Annotated in this window: 16 protein-coding genes; 12 read left to right on the top strand and 4 right to left on the bottom strand. The window is 64.3% G+C overall.

Annotation, left to right across the window (positions count from 1 at the left end; all coding sequences use genetic code 11):
• Window positions 1-155: 155 nt before the first annotated feature.
• Window positions 156-347, top strand: a complete 192-nt coding sequence (locus SH809_18390) for a general stress protein CsbD (protein MDZ4701687.1) — start codon at window positions 156-158, stop codon at window positions 345-347.
• A 381-nt stretch (window positions 348-728) separates the two neighbouring features.
• On the opposite strand, the gene SH809_18385 is transcribed toward SH809_18390, so the two are convergent.
• Window positions 729-1,199: a YbaK/EbsC family protein gene (locus SH809_18385; GenBank protein MDZ4701686.1), complete on the bottom strand. Its 471-nt coding sequence runs from the start codon at window positions 1,197-1,199 to the stop codon at window positions 729-731.
• Between SH809_18385 and SH809_18380 the strand changes: the two genes are divergently transcribed.
• The 6 genes from SH809_18380 to SH809_18355 all read left to right on the top strand — a co-directional run bounded on the left by SH809_18380 (window position 1,198) and on the right by SH809_18355 (window position 5,080).
• Window positions 1,198-1,323, top strand: coding sequence for a hypothetical protein (locus SH809_18380; GenBank protein ID MDZ4701685.1), 126 nt, complete (start codon window positions 1,198-1,200; stop codon window positions 1,321-1,323). The two genes, SH809_18385 and SH809_18380, sit on opposite strands and share 2 nt — an antisense overlap.
• A gap of 235 nt (window positions 1,324-1,558) precedes the next feature.
• On the top strand, window positions 1,559-2,230 hold the full coding sequence (locus SH809_18375) for a hypothetical protein (GenBank protein MDZ4701684.1): 672 nt from the start codon (window positions 1,559-1,561) through the stop codon (window positions 2,228-2,230).
• Between the two features lie 159 nt (window positions 2,231-2,389).
• Window positions 2,390-2,617: a hypothetical protein gene (locus SH809_18370; GenBank protein ID MDZ4701683.1), complete on the top strand. Its 228-nt coding sequence runs from the start codon at window positions 2,390-2,392 to the stop codon at window positions 2,615-2,617.
• A 130-nt stretch (window positions 2,618-2,747) separates the two neighbouring features.
• Entirely contained in the window at window positions 2,748-3,224 is a 477-nt protein-coding gene (locus SH809_18365; protein ID MDZ4701682.1) for a hypothetical protein, read from the top strand.
• Between the two features lie 156 nt (window positions 3,225-3,380).
• On the top strand, window positions 3,381-4,235 hold the full coding sequence (locus SH809_18360; protein MDZ4701681.1) for a hypothetical protein: 855 nt from the start codon (window positions 3,381-3,383) through the stop codon (window positions 4,233-4,235).
• Complete coding sequence (locus tag SH809_18355; GenBank protein MDZ4701680.1) at window positions 4,223-5,080, top strand: mechanosensitive ion channel family protein; 858 nt, start codon at window positions 4,223-4,225, stop codon at window positions 5,078-5,080. The genes SH809_18360 and SH809_18355 overlap by 13 nt, the downstream gene beginning before the upstream one ends.
• Before the next feature lie 17 nt (window positions 5,081-5,097).
• On the opposite strand, the gene SH809_18350 is transcribed toward SH809_18355, so the two are convergent.
• From SH809_18350 to SH809_18340, 3 genes are read right to left on the bottom strand one after another with little or no spacing between them, the layout of a single operon-like run.
• Complete coding sequence (locus tag SH809_18350; GenBank protein ID MDZ4701679.1) at window positions 5,098-7,989, bottom strand: TonB-dependent receptor; 2,892 nt, start codon at window positions 7,987-7,989, stop codon at window positions 5,098-5,100.
• A gap of 5 nt (window positions 7,990-7,994) precedes the next feature.
• Window positions 7,995-8,960, bottom strand: coding sequence for a FecR domain-containing protein (locus SH809_18345; protein MDZ4701678.1), 966 nt, complete (start codon window positions 8,958-8,960; stop codon window positions 7,995-7,997).
• Complete coding sequence (locus tag SH809_18340) at window positions 8,957-9,580, bottom strand: RNA polymerase sigma-70 factor (GenBank protein MDZ4701677.1); 624 nt, start codon at window positions 9,578-9,580, stop codon at window positions 8,957-8,959. Before SH809_18340 ends, SH809_18345 begins: the two co-directional genes overlap by 4 nt.
• 259 nt (window positions 9,581-9,839) lie before the next feature.
• On the opposite strand from SH809_18340, the gene SH809_18335 reads away from it, so the two are divergent.
• From SH809_18335 to SH809_18315, 5 genes are all read left to right on the top strand, one after another.
• A complete protein-coding gene (locus SH809_18335) occupies window positions 9,840-11,474 on the top strand; it encodes a CHAT domain-containing protein (GenBank protein ID MDZ4701676.1) in 1,635 nt (544 codons plus the stop codon).
• 13 nt (window positions 11,475-11,487) lie between these two features.
• A complete protein-coding gene (locus SH809_18330) occupies window positions 11,488-14,952 on the top strand; it encodes a hypothetical protein (GenBank protein ID MDZ4701675.1) in 3,465 nt (1,154 codons plus the stop codon).
• Window positions 14,953-15,071: 119 nt separating this feature from the next.
• Window positions 15,072-16,019, top strand: coding sequence for a hypothetical protein (locus tag SH809_18325; GenBank protein MDZ4701674.1), 948 nt, complete (start codon window positions 15,072-15,074; stop codon window positions 16,017-16,019).
• A gap of 401 nt (window positions 16,020-16,420) precedes the next feature.
• Window positions 16,421-20,572 (top strand): FlgD immunoglobulin-like domain containing protein, encoded by a 4,152-nt coding sequence (locus SH809_18320; protein ID MDZ4701673.1) that lies wholly within the window; start codon window positions 16,421-16,423, stop codon window positions 20,570-20,572.
• 645 nt (window positions 20,573-21,217) lie between these two features.
• Entirely contained in the window at window positions 21,218-22,366 is a 1,149-nt protein-coding gene (locus SH809_18315; protein ID MDZ4701672.1) for an acyl-CoA dehydrogenase family protein, read from the top strand.
• Window positions 22,367-22,610 lie beyond the last annotated feature (244 nt).

Here is a 22,610-nt window from a genome sequence, read left to right as displayed (position 1 = left end):
CATGGGTGTGGAGCTTTGGCAAATAAATAGCGAGGCATGCCGATGGAGGAACCCGGAGAGGCCGATTTCTATATATAGAGGCTCACCGATTGGCGTTCGACAGAGTCCGGGAGGTCGATTCGCAGGTCGCATCGTAACAACTCGAGGGAATGGATATGGCCACGCCGCGCATGGATGAAAGCTGGAACCGCATCAAGACACAAATCCGGGCCATATGGGGGGATGTACTGACGGACGCCGAGTTGGACAAGGGTCGGCGGGATCTGAACAAGTTGGTCAATATCATCCACGACGTCACCGGCGAAGCCCACACGAAGATTCGCGGGCAGATGAACGCGATTATATAGCTCGGTTACAATACATCTCCTCCACCAGGCATAGGCCCTGCCCTACAATCGCCGGCCTCGCCTGATCCTATCTTGCAGTCGTCGGGGTCATGCCGCTTATTGTGGCGCTCGGACGGCGGATGGCACTAACGCATCCATCGCCCGGCAGGGTCCTGACGCTATACCTGCGTCCGGCCCGCACGAGGTGTCGTTCGACGCCGGCGACCTCCCGAGCGGGATGTACCTCTACCACATGGAGACCCCGACGGCCGTGCAGACGCATAGCCTGATGCTGCTCAAATAGACGGCTTCAAGAGACAAAGCCGGCCGAAAGGCCATATAAAGACCTCCGGGATATGGGCCATCCCGGAGGTCTTTCCGTGTACGGGTTCAGTACCCCGGTTATGCGGATTCGTACGAAAAATGCAGCACGATCGGGTTGACGAGCCGCGCATAGTCCGAATAAGACATCTGGATCAGCTCGGTGAAGGTGCCGGCGTTGAACGCGATCCGTTCGTCCTCGGTGAGCGAGGCGGCCACGAACACATCCATCCCATACAGATTCCCGAACGGCGGCATGGCGCCGGGCTCGCAACCCGGGAATAGATCCTCGAATTCGTCCTCGCTGGCCAGTTGCACGTCTTCCGTGCCGACTGCCCCGCCGAGCAGCATGAAGTCGATCTTGTACGACGCCGGCAACACGGCCATCGCCAGCTCGCCATTCCGTTTAAAAATGACGGTTTTCGCCACTTCTTTGCCCGGAATATGGACGGTGGCCGCGATATCCTGAGCCGAATACGCTGGAGAGTGCCGGATCGCAAGATACTTGACGCGGTGCTCGTCCAGAAAGGCTTTGAGTTTATTGGCAGGCATGATGCACCTCACAGGGTTGTTTGTAGGGCGATACCGCCGGCTCCACCGGCATGCACCGACACGGAGCCAACGTATATATGGACGCTTCACCGAGTTGACGGTTCAAGTGCCGGCGCTGCTGTAGGGCCTTTCCGGCGTGTCCACCCGCGGTCAGGTGTACTGCCTTTGCACAGCCCTCCGGCCAGGCAGGCCCAGGGCTCCGGCGGCATAGTGAGATTGCAGCTGCCTGTAAGGGTTTGAAATTAAACCATTTGGCGGGTGCGGCCGGATAAGGAAATCCCCCTTCAATCCGCGCGGCTCATCCGCCTGGCATGGCGCTGGCTGGGAGCAGAGCATACACCCTCTACACCCACATTCCCATGCCGCGCCAGCCGATTACGCTCCTCTACTCCCTGTTCTGCATCGTGGGCCTGTTTTACCTGACGGGCTGCCATACGTCGATCCTGGCGCCTGATCCCACCGAGGATACCGGCATCACCCAGGACCAGCTCGGCGACGGGAGCGGTGGCGGCGATACGGGCGGCGACGACAACGGCGGCGATACGGGCGGCGACGACAACGGCGGCACTACGGGTGGCGACGACAACGGCGACACTACGGGCGGCGACGACAACGGCGGCACTACGGGTGGCGGCGACAACGGCGAGAATACGGGTGGCGGCGACAACGGCGAGAATACGGGTGGCGACGACGATGGGGGAGATGACGCCGGCCAGGCCCCTGTGTCCCTCGAGGCTCCGCTACGTGCCAGCGATGGGTCGGACGCTTCGGGCGAGGCGAAGTTTGAACGCCGCTCGGACCGCGTGACGTTCACGGTGGAGGTCGAGGATATGGAGGACGACGGTACGGCGACTATCGTGGTGGTGCGAGCAGGGGCCGTGGTGTATCAGGGATCCCTCCGCATCGACGCTGGGTCGGGCAATCTCAACATGGATTCGCGTGATGGCGACACGGTGCCGAGCCTCACGAGCGGGGACCGCGTGCGGGTGGAGGACCCGGCCGGCGCTGTGGCACTGAGCGGTCTTTTGTAGCCCTACAGCCGCGCCTACAATACCTGACAAAAAGTAGGCGTCTATTCCTACATCATCGGAGATCGGAAGCGCATATGTTGAACGAGCCGGCGTTGTACTCACCGGGAAAGCCCCCCACAGGGCCGGCAGGTCGAACGAGCCGGAGAAGAGGTCGCTGCGATGATCCACTACCGATTTTGTGTCAGCAAGTCACCCGAGTTCGAATGCGATGTCTGCGAACAGTTGATCGATGAGCGCGAGGTCGTTCTACTGCGGGCCGCCTCCGCACTTCCTGAAGAACGGACGTATCACGTCCATCCGCATTGTGTCGCGGCGTTTGAGCGCGGCCATCCCGACGAGTGGAGGTTGATTCGGTGTGATTCGATGGAGGCCGGCTGGTTGATGTAAGCAGAGGTAAGGCAGATTTTTTGGAGATCGGGAGGCATTCGGGAAAAAAATTGTATACGTTGGTCCTTCTTCGCGACCGCCCCCGCGTAACGCCCGTCGCGCTCTTGCTCGTCTTATCGCTCTGTAACCGTTGTATTACCTGACACACGTTCTCCACTGGCTGGCCGGGTGCCTGGGTATCTGCGCCTATATGGTCGTTTTTGCATTCATGCCGGGCCTTCTTCACATGGGCGACGGAGGGCAGGTGCGTACCATCCTCTTCGGTATGCCGCTGTCCGTGGGGGTGTTGCATGCCTTCCCATGGATGTGGAAAGTGGGTCTGCTGGTGGTGGGGGCGGCGTTATTTGTGTGGATTTCGTTCATGTTCTTGATGTCCACGCACAATCTGATTGTCGGCGTGGTGGGGGCGACGACGCGGGATCGGCAGGATGGGGAGCGGTCGGCATGGATCGCCATGGGGAGTTGTCTGGTAGTGCTCGCCGGCATCTTCGCGTGGATCTTGTTCGGTACACTGCTTTCATTCTGGGCGCTGATGTACGGATTGGTATTGTGTGCCGGCACGGGTCTGCTCCTCCGGCAAAACTACGGGGAATTCATCGACATCTGACACGGGGTCGCCGGCCGTTGCGGCCTGTGAGGAACGTCCGGTGCGGTGGCGGCTTTCATGGGCGTGGATAGATGCTGGCGCCGGATAGCCTGGTTGCAGGCATTGGAAAACGCGCCCCTATGGGCTGACGTACCGGGGCCGGCGTAAAACAGGGTTATGCATACGGCATACGAGAACAAGAGCTGGTCTCCCTGGTGGGGAACCTATCACATCCCTGAGGGCCTTGCCGGCTGTTGGGAGGTGGGTCCCTGCACGATCTGGGTGGCGAGTCGCCCGAACGAGTGGCGCATCGCCCGTTTTCAGCTGAACGATGCGTACGTGGATGCCGCCGAGGTGCGGACGTCGCTCGAGATGTCGGAAATGATGGCGTTTATCGAGGCCAAAGGGGAGGCGGTGTCCCTGCACCGGTTCGGTTTTCGTGTGCCGGGCGACGAAATCTACGTCCGGCCGCGCCTCGCCGACCGAGCCGTCGTCGTCCAGCCAGAGATGCCCCTGCACATCTTGCCTCGTGAAGAGGTCACGCTGTATATCAGCACGCCGCTCTGGGTTCAATTCGAGGCCGGTTCACCCCGGCGCGTCCTCCAGGAATTCCCGCTGTATCGCCCCTCGGATACGTGGTTTGGCGAGTCAACCATTCATGGGGAACTGTGTTATGCCGGCCGTACGGCGGCCCGATTGCGGCTCCAGGACCTCACCGTTCGCCCCTACCGCGTGATCACCCCGGTTCGCGTCAAGAACAGGGCCCAGGATGGGTTATTGCTGAACCGAATTCAGGTGCTTGTGCAGTACCTGTCCATATTCGAGGCGACCAACGGCCACTTGTGGACCCAGATGGTGACGGTAGAGCGGGAGCGCAGCGGCGATTTTGCCGCCATGAAGATCGGCGTGGGAGCGCCGGCGGAAGCGGGGGAGACCACGCGGCTGGAAAGTCCGCGTAGGGCGATCGAGTCCAACCTCATCTTTCGTGCATTTGGCGGCTTGTTTAAGGACAAATCGATATGGACCTCCTGAACGAGATCTGGATCAGCTTCAAGGGCTACTTCGCCGGCGATAACGCGTTTCACATCTACAAGGCGTTGGTTATCCTCCTCGCCGGGTATCTGCTCGCGAAGGCGCTCAGCGCGTTCCTCCTTCGATCGGTGCGGAAGCGGACGTCGCCCCACCATGCGATGCTGCTTCGCCGTGTGAGCTTTTATACGGTCATCGGGGTATTTTCGGCCTGGGCGCTGGTGTCCACGGGCTTCGAACTGGGCATCCTGCTGGGTGCGGCCGGCGTGCTGACCGTCGCCCTCGGCTTCGCCTCGCAGACGTCGGCCACGAACATTATCAGCGGGCTGTTCTTGATCGGTGAAAAACCATTCGCGCTGGGCGACATCATCCGTGTCGGGACCATCACGGGCGAGGTGTTGTCGATCGATCTGCTGTCCGTGAAGATCCGGACCTTCGATAACCTGTTTGTGCGTATCGCAAACGAGAACCTGATCAAATCCGACATCACGAACCTGAGCCGCTTCCCGATCCGACGCATCGACACGCAGATCCGGGTAGGGTACCGGGAAGATCTGAAACGAGTCGTGGAAGTGCTGAAGGGCGTTGCCTCCGACAATCCGCTATGCCTCCAGGAGCCAAAGCCGCTGTTTATCTTCAACCTGTTTGAGGAATCCTTCATCTCGTTCCAGTACTCGGTCTGGACGCTGCAGGAAAACTACCTCGACGTGAAGAACATGTTGTTCATCGAGATCAAGTGCGCGTTCGACGCCCACGGTATCGAGATCCCGATGCCGTATCGGAGGCTGGTGGTAGAGGAGGGGGGCGCGTTTCGCGTGCCAGGTCCCGCGAACGACGAGCCCGGATGAAACGACCTCGGTGTCGGTCAGAACCCCAGCCGGACGGTGAGGGTCGGCAAGAACGGGGCGAGGGGGCGTTCGATTTTTGTATAGGTGGCGGAAGCCTCGTCGTAGGCGAGGCTCCACTCATCCACGTTGTACGCGGCCAGCAGGTTGGCAAGGGATAGGCGTACCTGCACGCGGGCGTCGCGTACCTGGCGGGCGTAGGCCACGCCGGCGTCCAGGCGATTGTACATGGGCAGTCGGTGGGCCGTCGGGTCGGATAGGTCGTACGGATCGAAATGCCTGGTTCGGTCCTCCGGCTCGAGGTAGTTGTAATACGCGTCGCGAAAAGCCCAGGACCGGCCCATGCTGGCCTGCCAGCGCAACGAGGCGGTCCAGTACGAGGCCACGCGGGCGTCCAGCGCGAGGGTGACGCGGTGGGGGACGTTCCAGGGGGCGCTCAGCCAGGCGCCGTCGAACCGGTTCGGGATGCGCTGCTCCGCCACGCTGTATTCGTAGGCGGCCTGGGCGGCAAGCCGGTCGGTTTTTTTCTCGATCGACAGACCGGCGCCGTAGGCGACTCCTTCGGCGTGGGTTAGCACCTCATCTTGCCGGCTCCACGCCGCCGTGGACGCCCCGGGGGTGGCCAGGCCGGCGTAGTCGATCACCAGCACGTGAGGCTGGTCCTTGTAGTAGGTTTCGAGCTGGATCTGCCATCCGGGGGCGGGCATGGCGAGCAGCGATGCCGTGGCGTGGTGGGCGCGTGGTGGGGCTACGTCGCCGCTGATGGGCAGCCAGAACCGCATATAGGGCAGGACGGCGTTGACATCCATCGCGGCGACGTCGAACTGGTTCACGAACTGCCGGAACAGGCCGATGGCGCCGCGGAAGGCCCAGGGGCCCAGGGGGCCGCTGGCGGCGTCATAGCGAATGGCGATACGCGGCTCAGCATAGACGGCCCGGTCGTTGCCGAGATTCGTGAGGCGGAGGCCGAGTTCGAGATGGGCGCGCGATCCGATACGTAGCTGGTCCTCGGCATACAGGCTCGAGCGGCGATGCCCGGCCTGGAGGCGGGCGCTGCTTTGCGAGGCGAGGCTGCCGTCGCGCCAGCCGGGTAATTCCAGCGCGAATTCGCTGGCACTATACCGGCTTTCGAGGCCTGCGGTGAGGAAGTGGGAGGAGGACACGCTGTGGTTGATTTCAGCACGCAAGCCTCCCTCGTGGATGGCATTGACGTCGCTGGAGGCATGGCGCAGCCAGCCGGCGGTTGCGGCATCGTCGTCATCGCTCTCCGCGCTGTCCCCGGCATCCGCAGGGCGGTAGTCCCGACCGAACGCCTGCGACAGATCGAACTGGCTCACCCAGCCGCCGACGGAGGCGAACGACGCCTTGCCGATGATGCTTTCGTAGCGCATCTGCCCCATCGCGTTGGACCAGGAATAACGGCTCGTGAACGATGCCGTCTGCGTGGTTTGCGCCGGCCCCTGCGCAAACGTCGGCGCCAGCGCATCCACGCCGCCGAAGCCATTGCTGCCGCGGTAGAACGAGGCGTAGAGGCTTTTTTCGGGAGAGAAAGCGACGCGTACCGCGCCGTGGAGATCCGAGAACCGGAACTCGTCCTGCAGGCGGTTGCCGGACAACGCTCCGGCGCCGAGGGAGTCGGGCACGAACCGGATGGAATGCGTGTGGGACGGCGGGGAGTCAGTTTCGACGAGCGGGGGGGGCGCCAGGGTTTGGAGGAGGAATAGATCGGGCGCGCTCCACCGCGTGAAGTGGGTGGCCAGGGATTGAGGATGGAGCACGGACCACAGGCTCCGCCGGCCGGCGAACATCCAGCGGGTACGTACGCCGTCGCGCCCGGCAAACTGGCCGGTCAGGCGGGCATTGAGGCTGAGCGGATCCACCTGAATCGTGAGCGCGGTCGGGCCGTCGGCCAGCGCGTGGTCCGCCTCGACGACGCCGGCCAGGTGGCTGCCGTAGCGGACGCTATAGCCGGCCTTTCGCACGCTGAGCCGGCTCAGCGCGAACGGACTAAATGGCCCCACTACGCCGCCGTTGGGGATCGGAATGAAGATAGGCGCGCCGTCCAGGACATGCTGGTGATCGCCGGACTGCCCACCCTGGACGTGGACGTCGGACAGTGCGTCCCCCACACGCACACCCACGATGGTGTGCAGGCTGCGGAAGACGTCGCCGGCGGCGGAGGCCTCTTCAAGCGAAACGGCGCTACGCGAGCCGCCGCCGAGGTCCTCGGAGGGAAGCCGCCAGGTGAGCTCGGAGATCACGATGGGGGAGGTGATGATCGGCTCGGCGTCCAGCGCGATCTGCACGGACGTCGCGGCGCCGGCGTCGACCCACAGGGTGTCCACGGCGCGTTCGTAGCCGATGTAGGAGACGAGGAGGGGATAGACGCCCGGAAGGAGCCGATTGAAGGCGAAGCGGCCGGCGCGGTTGGTGACGGCGCCGCCGGAGGCATCGGCCAGGAGCACATGCGCATCCGCGAGAGGCTCGCCGGATGTGGCGTCGATCACCTGGCCGGAGAGGGCCCCAAAGGCCGGCACGGCCCGGGCGTCGGTCACGAGTACGTAGGTGCCCGATGAGAGGCGGAGGAAGTCCAACCCGGTGCCGCGGAGGAGGCAGGCGAGCACTTCGTCCAGCAGCGCCTCGTCGACCTGGCAGGAGGTCGTTTTGCCGGCTACCAGGGCGGAGGCGTAGACGAGGTTGAGGGCCGTTTTTTCGACGAGGGCCTCCAGCGCGAGATCGAGCGGCACGTTCAGGGCGGCGATCGAGTGGCGGGACGCTGTATTCGCGGCGGAGGTAGCTCCTTCCTGCCCGTACGCCGCCGGCGCGATCAGCACGAGGCTGAACAGCACAACAGCCCATACGCGACGACGCGCGGGACCGGCAGAGAGTGGCAGGGAAAGGGGATGCGCCATACGAGCTACGTTCCCGGTTCGAACAGTTCGAAACCCTCGCGAGTTTCCCGGTACTGCAACCCGAGCGCTCCGCAGAGATCGCGGATGATGACTTCTGCGGTGTCTGGTTTTCGGATCGAGACGCTGTAGCGCGTGGTGAGCAGATGGGTCGGGGTGAGTGTCAGGCGGGTGGCGAAGCGACGTTCGATATCCGTGAGGATGGAGCCGAGCTGACGGTCGCGGTAGATAAAATCGCCCCTTCTCCAGGCGAGCATCAGGCCGGCGATCGTGGAATCCGGAGCGCTCACATCGATCCGTCCGTCGCCGACGGTAGCCGTCTGCCCCGGTTCGAGGACGACGGGTGCGAGGGCTTCCACGCCGCGCGAAGCGAGACGCACCCGTCCCGTGGCCAGCGTGACGGTGGTGCCGGGCGTCGGGTCGTTGGGCCAGGCGCGTACGTTGAAGGTGGTGCCGAGGACCGTGACGTCGGCGTCGAAGGTTTCGACGATAAATGGCCGGCCGTCGGTGGCGACGTCGAAGAAGGCCTCGCCCTCGAGTTCAACCGCCCGAATGCCGCCGAACCGGCGCGGGTAGCGGAGTGTGGCGCCGCTGTTCAGTTCGATGCGCGAGCCGTCGGCCAGGGAGACGACGAGGCGTTCGCCCAGGGGGGCAGTGGCCGAAAGGGGGCGGAACCACATCGTCACCGCGATGGCGGCGACGACCAGGGCGGCCGTGGCGCCGGCAAACCAGCGCGACGCGCGGCCCCGGGGGGCCGGCGCGCGATCGCGGCGGGCATCGGCGCCGGCCGGAAGCGTGGCGGCATCGAGCTGGCGCCAGATGGCGTCGAGGCGTGCCGGGTCGGGGAATCCCTTCGTCGACGGGCTGGCGAGGCGCCAGACCTCCGCGAGCCCGGCCCGGTCGTCGGCCGAGAGGTCCCGCAGGGGTTCGCCGAGGTCGTCGGGAAGCGGCGTATGTCGATCGGATGCGTTCACGGTGTTCTCTTCTCGTTTTGCCACGCGGTAAGACGGGCGCGCAGGTCCTTCAGCGCGAGGAAAATATGCGTATTTACAGTGCGCTCGCTCAGGCCCATGAGATCGCTGATGTCCCTGTGGCTGAGGTCGTGCTGCCGGCTGAGCAGAAACGCCTCGCGCCGGCGGTCGGGCAGCTCCTGGATCCAGGCATCCATCCGTTGCTGGAGCGCGTTGGCGTCGATGGCCTGGCCGGCGGCGAGTTCGACACTTTCCAGCCGGGCCAGCGGGCCGGACTCGTCGTCCGCCTCCTGCACCACGTACCCGTTGCGCCGCCGCACGTTGAGGCAGGCGTTCCGCGTCATGGTGTACAGGAGGGCCTGCAGGGAGGATTCCGGGTCGATGGACGCACGCCGTTCCCATAATTTGAGGAATACGTCCTGCAGGATATCGTACGCGCCGGCCTCATCATGTAAGATCGAGTACGCGTATCGTACGAGCGGATCGCTCATCTCCCGGTACAGCGCCGCATAGGCCGCGCGATCGGCGTCGCGCAGTCCGCGAGCCCACTGCCGGAATTGAACCCGGCGTTGGTCCTGAGGAGGCGTACGGGCGGTTGGCCCCGGGCGAGTCGGTGAATCCATAGGCGTATGAGAATGATACGCGCTGGCGTGGTGGAACGCGTAACACGCCGGCGCGCACCGGAGAGGTGCGCCGCACGCCGTTAGACGCCCGGAAAAGGCGTACATTCCTGTACCATGCGACAGGGTATCCATTATTGTTTTATTCGAGCATATAATGCTATACTAAAGCGCTATTGCGTCTGGAAGCACGATGAGCCCTTTCTCACCCCCCCGGTGTGTAGTCCGATAAGCGCACGACGTGAATCGGGGAGTCATTCGAATGCATAAAGGAGCCATCACATATCAGGACTTCACGCTGAAGATCGGTCCGATGAAGGGGCAAGAGTACGCAGTGACCCTGCAGGACTCGGCCTCCGGCACGTCGGTGGGTGACCTGTGGTTCAACATGGCCTCCTTTGCGCCGACGGATGCGCCAGTGGATGCGCCGGCCCCCCCGGATACCGCCACGGGCGCCCCCACCCGCGGCGAACGCGAGCGCAAGCCGAAAACGGCGATTTCGGGCGATGAACTCGGGCTGAAACTCTTCCGCGAACTCATCAAGGAGGGCGCGCGCGACGCGTTCATGAAAAGCCTGGGTGCGACGCAGTTGCAGCCGGACATCGCCCTGCGGGTGAAGCTCGTGCTGGACCTCAAGATGTCCGGTATGGACAAGATCGTCGGCCTCCCGTGGGAGCTCCTCTTCGACGACTCCCAGAACAGCTTCCTCAACCTGCTGCCCCGCGACTTCTCGGTCGTGCGGTACCTGAACATCGCCCGTCCAAAGACGGCGGCGACGATCGAGGCGCTCCCCTACGACGGGCCGCTCCGCATGCTGCTCGTGATGGCCAACCCGGACGATCCGGTGCTGCCGAAACTGAATCTGGAGGTCGAAAAGAAGAAGATCCTCGAACGGTTCGGCGGCGATGCGTCGCCGCTTCAGGTTGAGATTCTGGAGCATGCGACGACCGAGAAGTTGATGGCGAAGCTCGAGGAAGGGCCCGACTTCCACGTGCTCCATTTCATGGGGCACGGCGTGTTCAAGGACGACGGCGAGGGGGTCCTGGTGATGGAGGACGACGCCGGCAAACGCGACGACCTGAGCGCGAACAACCTGTATTATTTCATCCTCTCGAAGGCTCACTCGATCCGCCTCGTTTTCCTCAATGCGTGCGAGACGGCGAATAACCGCGTCGCGAACGAGCGGCATCCGTTTGCCGGCGTGGCCCCGGCCATCGTCAGCGCCGGCGTGCCGGCCGTGATTGCGATGCAAAAGCCGATCTCGGACCCCGGCGCGATCGCCTTCGCCGAGACGTTTTATGCAGCGCTCGCCGATGGCGCTCCGGTTGACTACGCCGTCAATGAGGGGCGGCTGGATATGTTTAACAAAGAGCCCGGCACCCTCGAATGGGCGACGCCGGTCCTGTTCATGCAGGCGCCGGATGGGGTGCTGTTTAAGCCGAAACGGGCAAAAGCGCCTGAACCCGAGCCGGCCCCCGCGCCGGCCACCAACGGCGCGACCCGGTCTGTCTACATCCTCTGCAAACCGGGCGACAAGGAGTTCTTGATGCCGGTCTTTAAATACCTGCGCGTTTCCGGTTTTTCGGTGGATAAATCGCCCTTCGAGGGGGATGAAGCCGCCATTCTGGCCGCCGACCGCGAAGCCCTGGCGACGGCCGACGCCGTGTTGATCCTCTGGGGCAACGGCGGCGACGCCTGGCGCCGGGAGCGCAACGCGAACATTAAAGAAGCCCTGAAAACACGCCCCCCGCTGCGCGCGAACTACCTGTACATCTGCGGCACGCCCGACGAGGACAAGCAGTTTTTGATCGACCTCGAAGAGCAGGCCTTCATCAACGGACTCCAGGGATTCTCGGACGCCTTGATGGCTGATTTCGTCGACAAGCTAAATTCCTAACCTCCCACCAGCGATGCCCACGGATCCGGTTGTCGAACAGCCTTCCGCCGAGCGGAAGATGGTCTATCTGATCTGCCTCGAGTCGGATCGGAAGCAGATCATTCCGATCTACAAATACCTGCGTAAGCACGACCTGGACGTGGAGACGCCGCTGTTCAACGGAACCCCCAGCCAGCTGCGCGAAGCCGAGCGGACGCTCCTCATGGCCTGCGACGCCGTGCTCCTGTTTTATGGCGATGGCGACGACAACTGGCGATACAGCAAGGATCTCGCGATCAAGAAGGCCTCAGGGTATCTGCGGGCGCGGCCGCTGCGGGCGTACGCCACCTACGTCAACGGCGCGCCGGACGAGGACAAAATGTGCCTGCTCCGCCTGGAACCGACCGCCATCGACGGGCTCGCCGGCCATGAAGATCACCTGCTGGACGCGTTCGTGCGCCAGGTCGACACGGCGGCCGACCGCTCGCTGGCTGTGACGGACAAGCCCTATCCGGGGCTGCGACCCTATCGCCGGCGCGTCGCCGAGGCGCCCTGCGACCATCGCCGCGGCGAGGAGCACTTTTTCTTCGGCCGGGATCGGCACGTCGACGCCATGACGGCGAAGTTGGCCGAGATGCGCTTCCTGGCCGTCCTCGGCGTGTCGGGCAGCGGGAAGTCGTCGTTGGTCACCTCGGGGATGCTGCCGGCGCTCTACGGCGGCTACATGGCGGATGCCGGCTCCATCTGGAAGGTGGCGTATCTGCGGCCTCAGGAGGATCCCATCGGCAACCTCGCGCGCGCCCTCGGGCGAGCGTTTGGGGAGGAGGCCACCGACGCCGGCGCCATCGAGGCGCGGCTACGGGTGGGGGCCGCTGGGGAAGGGCCGCTGCTCCACCTGATCGATCTCTACGAGGAATTGCATCCATTCCACGGCGCGATGGATGGGCCGCGCGTCAATCTGCTCGTCATCGTCGACCAGTTCGAAGAGCTGTTCCCGAGGAACGCCTGGGAGAGCGCGAGGGAAGACGAACGCCAGCAGGAAACGAAGCGGCACTTTGTCCGCCTCCTGCTGGGCGTGCTCCAGCAGTGGCGGTACCCGGTCTATGTGTGCCTCACGCTCCGGTCCGACTTCGTTGGCGAGGCGGCCCGGTACGAGGACCTGCCGGACGCCATCAACAGCGGGCTCTACCTGGTGTCGCGCATGCTGCCCAACGAGATCGAGGAGGCCATCAAGGGGCCGGCGGCCATCGCCGGCGCGGCCTTCGAGCGGGACGCGCTCGACGAATTCGTCCGCGATGTCGAGGACCCCGCCCACCTGGTCGTCCTCCAGCACGCCCTGAGCCGCACCTGGGATCGGTGGATGGGAGAGGGCGGGCACGGGCCCATCCTCAAGCGGCACTACGAAGCGATCGGGGAGATCCAACATGCGATCGACTGGCACGCCGAGGAGGTGTTCGGCACACTGGAGACGGAACGCCAGCGCGCGTTGTGCGCGAAGGTCTTTCGTGGGCTTACCGGCTTCACGTATGACGGGCGCGGCATCCGCTACAGAACGAGCCTGGGCGACCTCTGGCGGATCGCCAGCGTCCTGTCTTCGAATCGGGCGCAGATGACCCGCGATCTGGTGGCGCTGAGCGACGTGCAGGCCGTCGTGGAGGCCTTTCGTACGGAAGAACACTCGCTGCTGATGCCATCGCCCGAAACGCCTCTGACGGAGGATACGATGGTTGAAATCTCCCACGAAAGCCTCATGCTGGGCTGGCGCCAACTCCAGCGGTGGATGGCGGATGAGGGGGCCGATGCGCAGACCTATATCGATCTCGTGAATGCGGCGATTCGGTATGACCGAGCGCTTGTCGAGAAGCCCGATGATGACCCGCGCGAGTATCTCTGGAGCGGCAACGAACTCGCCCGTGCGCGAGAGTTGGAGCAGCGTACCGGTTTTGTGCCCCAGTGGACGAGCCGGTACCGACCGGAAGCCGACGAAGCACGCCGCTTTCTCGCTACAAGCAGTGAGGAAGCCGCCCGAAAGCGGCGCAACCGGGTGGTTGTTTACTCCACCCTGGCCGCCCTGGCGCTTGCGCTGATTGTGATTATCTTTATCGCACAGCGGACGGCGGCTGAACGCGATTTTTCACGGCTGGAAACGCAGGTCGAGCGTATGCGCTCCTCGGCGCTCGTTTCCTCCTACAATGCACTCCGGTTGTACAAACTGAGCGAGACGGATCGCGCCCTGGCGCTGGCCCAGGCGGCTTACTTTCTCAGCACCGGCAGCGGCGGCGCTTTGCAGGACAACGTCCACGATGCCCTTCGGGAAATCTACAACGACGCCACGCTGGATTTCAGAGGCCTCGAGCCGGATCCCGTTCCGTTACCCATGTCCGGTCAGGTGCGCGCCGTGGCCTTCAACGATCGATGGATCGCCGCCGGGAGCGACACCAATTTTGTAGGCGTGTGGCCGGCCGACCGGTTTGCCTCCGCGACAACGCCGGTCCTCCTCGGCGAGCACACCGGCCCCGTGCGAAGCGTGGCCTTTAATCCGGTGAATCCGGACCAGCTGGCCAGCGGCAGCCGCGACAAGACGATTCGAATCTGGGACCTCACCACAAGCGCGGCAGTCCGCGTGCTGGAGAGCCCGGGCGAAGTCTGGGCCGTTGCCTACAGCCCGGACGGACGATGGCTGGCCTCCGCCGGCCGGCGTCCGGAGGTGCTTCTATGGGATCTGGATCGTGCCGGCGCCGCGCCGTCCCTCCTGCCGTTGCCGGGCATCGCGCGTACCGGCATTGCCGATACGAACTGGGTGAATATCCTGGCGTTCGGCGAAATCGATGGCGAACCCGTGCTGGGCGCCGGCAGCGAAGACGGCATGGTGCGCCTGTGGTGGGACTGGCAAGAGGGCGACGTCGATCCGGTCGTCCTTCAGCCGGATACCGATGGCCGGCTCGAGCCCATCAATGCCCTCGCCTTCAGCCCTTCGGCTCCCCTCGTCGCCGCTGGCGGCGACGACTTCTCGGTGCGCCTCTGGCACATCGACGGCGAAGAGGGCGCCGCCGAGCTGGCCGTGCTGCCAGGTACGGCGGCCGTGATCAACGCCCTCGCTTTCAGCCCGGACGGCCGCTGGCTCGCCTCGGGCGACGGAGGCGTCGAACATACAATCATGATGTGGGATCTGCACGGTAGCGACCGGCCGCCCCTATGGGAACGACTCGCCGACCGCGACCCGACGGCGGAAATCGACCGACCCTACGTCTTCCGCCGGCACCAGGAATGGGTGTACGCGCTCGCCTTCGGCGTGGGCCCCTCGGGAGACCTGCGCCTGGTTTCAGGTGGGAAAGACCGCACCGTTCAGGTGTGGCGGACCGATCCGGGCGAGATGGCGACCGACCTCTGCCGGGCCCTGAAAGCGTCGAGTACCGGCATCGACTTGTCCGGCCTGTGGCCCACGTACGTGAGCCAGCAGATCGTATATCAAAAAGCCTTCGACTGCCCAATGTTATGAAGACGAAAGCCGGACCATACACACAAGCTGTAGCCCGTCATCCCCAACGTGATGGGGGATCCAGGCAACCATTAAGCCGAGTATGGATCCCCGCGTTCGCGGGAATGACGAGGAAATGTATGCGGCGAATACGCTATGGCTTTCTGGCACTCCTGCTCTTCGGAATGACCCCCGCCCCGGCCGCCGGCCAGTCGAACGCCACGTGCGACCTCGTTCTCTGGCGCGCCCAGCGCCAGTACGACAGCAGCCGCTTTCGCGACGTGATCGCGCAGTTCGAGACCTGCCTGCCCGAGAACATCGCTGACCCGAAGGAGCGCATCGAAGCCTACAAACTGCTGGCACTGGCCTGGATCGGCGAGGAGAAATCCTACATGGCCCGCCAGTATGCGGAGAAGATTCGCGAACTGGACCCGCTCTACGAGCCGGAAGGGGCGGTTTTTTCACGGTATTATCTGGAGTTGTTTAAGCCGTCCGACGCCAAACAGGAGATTGCCCTCGCCGTCGAGCAGCGGGATCTCGCGTTGTTGCGCGTCGAGGAGGAGAGTACCCGGGCAATGGAGTTCGAGGCGCTGGCCGCGAGCGCCGGCCTGGAAGCCGCCGAAGCCGATTCGCTCGCTCGTATCGCACGCTTCCAGGCCGAGCAGGCGCGCCTTCAGGTGGACGCGCTCACCGCTCGCGCCGCTCTCGCCCGAGTCGAAGCCCGCGCCGCCGACTCGCTCCGCATCGACGCCACACTCCGCGCCTCCCGCGCCGAGGCGGAGGCGGACTCCGCCGAGGCCCTCGCTGCCCGTGCTCGCCAGGAACTTGAAGATGCCGCCACACAGCTCGAAGTCGCCCGCGCGTCGGAAGCGATTGCGGCGGAAACCCTGGCCGCGGCGATGCTCCGTGCCCAACAGGCCGAGGCCGCCGCGCAGCTGGCCGAACAGAAGCTGACGATCCGCCGCCGGCGCATCGCCACCGCCGCCGTCGGCGCCGGCATCCTGGGGGGTGTCATCGCCTGGATCGTAAAACCGGGCAAAGACCAGAATCTCCCCATTCCTCCTCCTTTCCCTTCGCCGGCTAACTGATGGACCCGATCATGAATGCTCGTGCTGGCGAATTGACAAACAAAGCCTACTTCCGTTTTTTAAACGCCGTCATCCCCGCGAAAGCGGGGACCCATAGAAGGCATGAGAATACCTTACTAGCTGATCTTGGCATCATCTTGTGCCAGAATTTTAGCTCGCATGGTTCCACGCTTTCGCGGGGATGACGATAAAAATAGACCTCCGTGTTACACCGAGCAGAACTCTATGGCGGGAAGATAGACCCTTCCTCTTCAGCGCCCAAGACATGTCGTGTCCGTACGGGGGTATTGCTGGTGCTTGGGGTTTTGCTTGGGATCGGGGCCCGGCCGGCATTCGCGCAGACCGATTTCGGCTGGACGCCCTCGGTATGCGTCCAAGTACCACCGTCGGGTAACCCACTGGTGGATTGCCCGCATGTGGATGACGTCCGCCTCACGCCGACCTCGCCGTTGACGCCGGACGCCATCGCCTTCGTGGCACGGATCGGCAACAACAGTACGTTTCAGCGGAAGGACTCGCTGTTCGTCACCTGGTGGCTGGACGGCGTCCTGCAGGAGACCCTCCGGCAGACGCTCGTCGAAAGCGTAGTCGATCCCGTGAATCATTTTTATGAGCCGGTGTACTCGTTTGGCGCGCCCGGGGTGGTCGGGCACGTGACGTTTGAAGTCAAGGTAGTCGATGAAGTTTTTAACGCCGCCGGCGAGCTTCGCCGCGTCGATACCGTCACCTCGACGGGGGAGTTCAACATCCTCCCGCCGGCGCCCGACGCCCTTATCGCCACCCCACTAGCCGGCGCCATCGACCTCCGGTGGGACGCCGCGCCCGGGGCGCTGATGTACACCCTCTACCGGACCACCGCGCCAACCGCGGCCGGGGCGCTTACCGACGCGGATATCCTGGCCGAAGGCCTGTCCGGGCTCGCCTTTACCGATACGGATGTGACGGCCGGCGTCGCCTACTTCTACCGGGTCGTCGCTTCCGGGCAGGGGATACGGTCCGACGGGTCGACGTTCGTCATCCGGGGGCCGCTTTCCGAAGAAGCGACTGCCACGCCTGGAGGAGAGGAGCCGCTCCCTGCGCCGGTCCTGGTCGATGCCGCCGGCCTCGACGGGGCCGTCCGCCTCATCTGGCAGGGTACTGTCGAGGCCGAGGCCTATGGCGTCTACCGGGATGACGTATTTCTGGCCGAAACGGCGGATACGGTGTTTGTGGATGTGGGCGTCATAAACGGGACATCCTACAGCTACCGGGTCTCCGCCCGCGCCGGCGCCCGCGCCGGCGCCCGCGAGAGCGCGCTGTCCGATACCCTCCAGGCGACCCCCCGGGCCGTGCCGCCCGTGGTGAGCGAGGTAGCGTTCGCGCCGGCCGAGCCCGCGCCTTCAGACGCCGTAACGGTTTCGGCGATTGTATCGGATGGGGATGACAACCTGCTGGCCGACTCCGTCCAGGTCGTCTGGTGGCGCAATGGCGTGCGGCAGGCGCCGCTGCCGACGTCCAACGGCGTGCGCTTCAGCGGCGTCATTCCGCCGCATGCCGCCGGCGACTCCATTGCCTTCACGCTCCGCGCCGTCGATGCCCGCGGCAACGCGGCGACGGGGGATACACTCGGGTACCGCGTCGCGACGCCGCCAGGCGGGATCGCGCTGGTCGCTCGGGTCGACTCGCTGGCGCCGGCGGTCGATCTGGCATGGACCGACAATGGCGGCGCGCCGTTCGCCGTCTATCGGACGGACGCCTCGCGCCCGGACAGCTTGCTGACGCCGGCGGACATCCTCCAGGACGAACTCGACACTACCACCCTTCGGGACGAATCCGTCGCGCGTGGCGAGGTGTACTTCTACCGGATTGCCGATCGAAACGGGATCTTCTCGAACGAAGCCTCCGCCACGATTCCAGCCATCCCCGATCCCCCGATCGGGCTTGTCGCCAGCGCCGGCGACCGCGAGGTGGCGCTGTCCTGGCAGCCGGCGCTCGGGGCGGCATCCTACCTCCTCAGTCGTGTCGGCGGGGCGAGCCCGGATACGCTGATTGTTGGCGAGATCGTCGAAATCGCCTACCGGGATACGACCGTCGGGAACGACACCACCTACACCTACTGGCTGGAAGCGGTGAATGCGCTGGGCATCAGCGGGCGTTCGGAGGCCGTCGAAGCCACGCCGCGCGCCGTGGCGCCGGTCATCGTCGATATCACCTTCTCCCCGGATCCGCCGAAGTTCAGCGAGTCCGTGGAGGTCGTCGCCACGATTGTTGATGCGGATGATAATCTCGATCCCGCCTCCGTGACACTACGCTGGCGCCTCGCCGGCGGGGTAGTGGATAGCCTTGTGGTCATGCGGGCGCTGACGGATTCGACGTTCGCGGGCTCCATCCCGCCGGCCGCGCCGGGCGACACGGTCCGCTTCGCCGTCGCCGCCAGCGACCGCCGCGGCAACACCGTCCGCAGCGGCGACCGCCTCTACCGGGTGCTGAACCTGGAAGACTTCCGCCTGTCCATCTCCCCCCGCAGTCGGCAGCTCAACCTGAGCTGGGAGCGGCCGGCCGGGGTGTTCGATTCCTTCCGCGTCCTCCGCGCCGACGACCCCGCGGCCGTCGAGGCCGGCGCGTGGACGGTGCTCGCCGAAGGGTATGTGGATACATCCTACGTGGATGCCCCGCTGGAAAACGGGAAGGTGTATTATTACCGGATCGCGGCGGAGCGCGCCGGAGTGGAGGTCGGATCTTCTAATATCGCGTCCAAACAGCCCGGTATCCCCGTGACGCCGTCGTTTTCGCCGGGCGTGCCCAACGCGCGGAGCAGCATCCTCGTCTCGGGCACGTTCAACGGAGAAGCGGAAGACCTGGCCCTGATCGCCTCCGTGGAGCTGCACTGGCGGCTGAACGACATCGTGCAGGAACCGCTGGCGATGGCGCCGGCCACCGCGTCCCAGCTGGCGGTTCTGGGGATGGAGATGGGCGTGCAGGCGGCCGACCGATCCACCTACGTCGCCACCCTGCCGCCGCAGGCGGAGCTGGATGTGATCGCATTTTTCCTGACGGCCGCCGACGAGGGTGGCGACCCGCTCGCCGAAAGCGAGGAGCGCGTCTTCGCCGTCAACGCGCGTCCGCTGGTGCGGGGCGACGGGTTTACGCCGGCGACGGTGACGCTGGGCGAACCGGCGCTGCGTATCGCGCTGCATGACATCTTTCTGGATCTGGATGGAGATCCGCTCACGTTCGTCGCCGACAGCCTGGAGTACGAAGTGGCGGCCGTGTCGATCGCCAACGACACCCTCGTCGTCACCCAGCGCATCCCGGGCGAGGCGCGCATCGCCATCGAAGCCGCCGATGCGTTCAGCGGTTCGGCGGTGGATACGCTGGTGGTCACCGTCGCCTCCATCGTGGCGCCGCTCTATGTGGCGACTACGCCGGCGATTGCGACCGCGAATCAGCCCTACACGATCCAGGCGACGGTGGTCGATGAAGCCGGCGTGGCGGTTGATGCCCGGTTCAGCATCGATAACGTCGAACTCCACTACCGCCGCGGCGGCGAGACGGCCTTCCGATCCGTCCCGATGACCCCGACGGCCGAGGCGGCGGGGTTTGCGTTCCAACTGCCGGCGACGGAGATCACCGAACGCGGCGTCGAGTACTTTGTACGCGCCGCCGGCCGCACCACCCGCGCCGATTTCGACGCGCCGGTCGACTTCCCGACACGCTCTGTCCGCGTCCGTATGGAAGGCCTGCGCTCGCGCGCGCCGTTGCCGGGGTTGAGCTACCGCCTGGTTACCTTCCCCCTCGAACTCGACGACAACAGCCCGGCCGGCACCCTGTTCGACGACTTCCAGGCCTACGATCCCCGGAAATGGCGGTTCTTCGAGGCCGTCGGGAGCCCGAGTGGCGACTCGACGCTGACGGAGTTCGACGCCATCGAGGCGCTCGTCCCCGGCCGCGGGTACTGGCTCATTACCTTCGCGGGCGCGCCCGACTTCGACATGGGCGCCGGGCTTACCCAGGCCATCCACGAGCCGTACGCCCTCCCGGTGCCGGCCGGCTGGAGTCTCATTGGGAATCCGTTTGCGTTCGCCCTGCCGGTGGGTAACCTGGCGCTGGAGTCCGGCCGCGCCATTGGCGACGTGCGGGATTATACGAGCCCCGTGGCGGACTCGCTGCGCCCCTACCAGGGCTACGCGGTCTATGTCGACCAGGCCGATGTGTTGCTGTTTGAACCAGCAATCGACCCGGCGCCGCGCGCTGAAGCGCCGGCCGAGGTCGCGGCCTCCGTCGCCGTCCCGATCGACTACGCCCTGAGCCCGAACTTCCCCAACCCGTTCCAGGAAACCACCACCATCCCATTCGATCTCCCCGAGGCGGAATCCGTTCGCCTGGAGGTATACAATGCCCTCGGAGCCCGTGTGGCGGTGTTGCTCGATGGGGAGGAGCGGGCCGCCGGCCGGCACGTCGTGCATTGGGACGGCCGCACGAGGGCGGGGATGCCGGCCGCCAGTGGCCTCTACGTCCTGAGGCTCAGCGCCGGGTCGTTTACCGAGACGCGGACGATGGTAAGGGTGAGATAGTGCACTGTTGCGGGTGCTCGTCTTCCCCAACTCGATTGGGGATCCATACAACCAACCAGACTTGCATGGATTACTTCGCAAGTCGCTTCGCTCGTTTCCCGCCTTCGCTGGAGCCTGCCCCCGTCTTTTAAGTCGGGGGCGATCCCGCGCCGACAGATGCCCCCGACCTGAAGGACGGGGGCTATTATACGGCGTCGCTCCGCGACGCCCTCTCATGGCCGGCCCTGAGTTTTCCCCGATGCGGAGGATGTATTTTTTAATGTCGCATCCAACAGATGACATTGAAAAATCTCAGATTTACTCAGAAAGGCCTATTTTAGATGGAACATCTCTATTTCGTATGGACAAAGTCGAGTTTAGAACCTGTTGAGATTTCCACAACCCAAGGCATAGTCATCCCCGCGAAGGCGGGGATCCAGCACTCAGACTGGCATTTTTCTGGGTCCCCGCCTACGCGGGGATGACTTGCTCATTATGCAAAACGTAATTCTCAACAGTTTCTTAACGCGCTAACGTCCAACGCACTTCAGCCGATACTCGCGTGTGATGATTTGACGTACGCCGGCTCGCTTCTCCGTAGTCCCTGAACCCTGAAAGGACAGTGGTATGGTGTTCAGACTCACGACCCGCACGATTGATTGATATATGGATTTTGCACTTACCCAGGACCAGCAGATTCTCCGCGACGAGATCGTCGCTTTTGCCCGACGCGAACTCACGGAAGGCGTCATCGAACGCGATCGCAACCAGGAATTCCCGCACGATTTATGGCTCAAATGCGGTGAAATGGGGCTCCAGGGCCTTCCGGTGCCGGAAGAATACGGCGGCCTCGGGCTCGACCCCGTCTCAACGGCCGTGGCGCTCGAAGCCCTTGGCTACGGCTCGGCGGATAGCGGCCTTTCGTTTTCGATCTGCGCCCATCTGCTCGCCTGTGTCATCCCGATCACAATGCACGGGAGCGAGGAGCAGAAGCGGAAGTACCTCCCCAAACTGAGCAACGGCACTATGATCGCGGTCAACGCGATGTCCGAGCCCGGCACGGGCTCCGATGCGTACGCCATGAAGACCCGCGCCATTCGCGACGGGAACGGGTACCGGATCAACGGGACGAAGATCTGGAGCACCAACGGACCGGTGGCGGACCTCGCGATTGTCTATGCGATGACTGACATCGAGAAAGGGTATTACGGCGGGACGTCTGTTTTCCTCGTCGAAAAAGGCCAGGGCGGGTTCATGCCGGGCCAGAAGTTCGAGAAGATGGGATTACGCACCTCGCCGATCGGGGAGGTGGTGCTGGACAACGTCTGGGTGCCCGATGCGGCGCTGGTCGCCGGCGAAGGCGCCGGCACGAACATCTTCACCCAGTCGATGGAGTGGGAACGGGTGTGTATCGGCGCCAAACACTGCGGCACGATGCAGCGGCTGCTGGAGAAGTCGATCGATTACGCGAAGGAGCGCACGGCGTTTGGCCAGGCGATCGGGAAATACGAGGCCGTGTCGCACAAAATCGCCGACATGAAGATCCGCCTGGACGCTGCCCGGCTGATCACCTACAAGGGCGCGAGCCGGCTCGACAAAGCCCGCGACGTGGCCATCGACGCCTCGATGACGAAGATCTTCGTGGCCGAAGCGCTGGTCCAGACCGCCCTCGACACCGTCCAGATCTTCGGCGGAAACGGGTACACGACCGAGTACGAAGTCGAACGCGCCCTGCGGGACTCGATCGGCGGCAAGATCTACTCCGGCACCAACGAGATCCAGCGCAATATCCTGGCGAAATGGCTGGGGTTGTAGGTTACAGGTTGCAGGTTACAGGTTGCAGGTTACAGGTTGCAGGTTACAGGTTCAAACGGCTGACACTCCGTAGCCTCAATGCGGTTCGTCATCCCCCGGTCAAAGCCGGGGGCAGGCTCTCGCGAAGGCGGGAAACGAGCGAAGTGACTTACGAAGTAATCCAGCCATCAGACTGGCATTTTTCTGGGTCCCCGCCTGCGCGGGGATGACTTGCTCCTTATGCAATACGCAAATCTCAACAGTT

It is taken from the genome of Rhodothermales bacterium, from assembly GCA_034439735.1.
Lineage (GTDB): Bacteria > Bacteroidota > Rhodothermia > Rhodothermales > JAHQVL01 > JAWKNW01.
The sequence above is the reverse complement of the archived record's forward strand: the minus strand, read 5'-3'. Positions and strand labels throughout refer to the sequence as shown.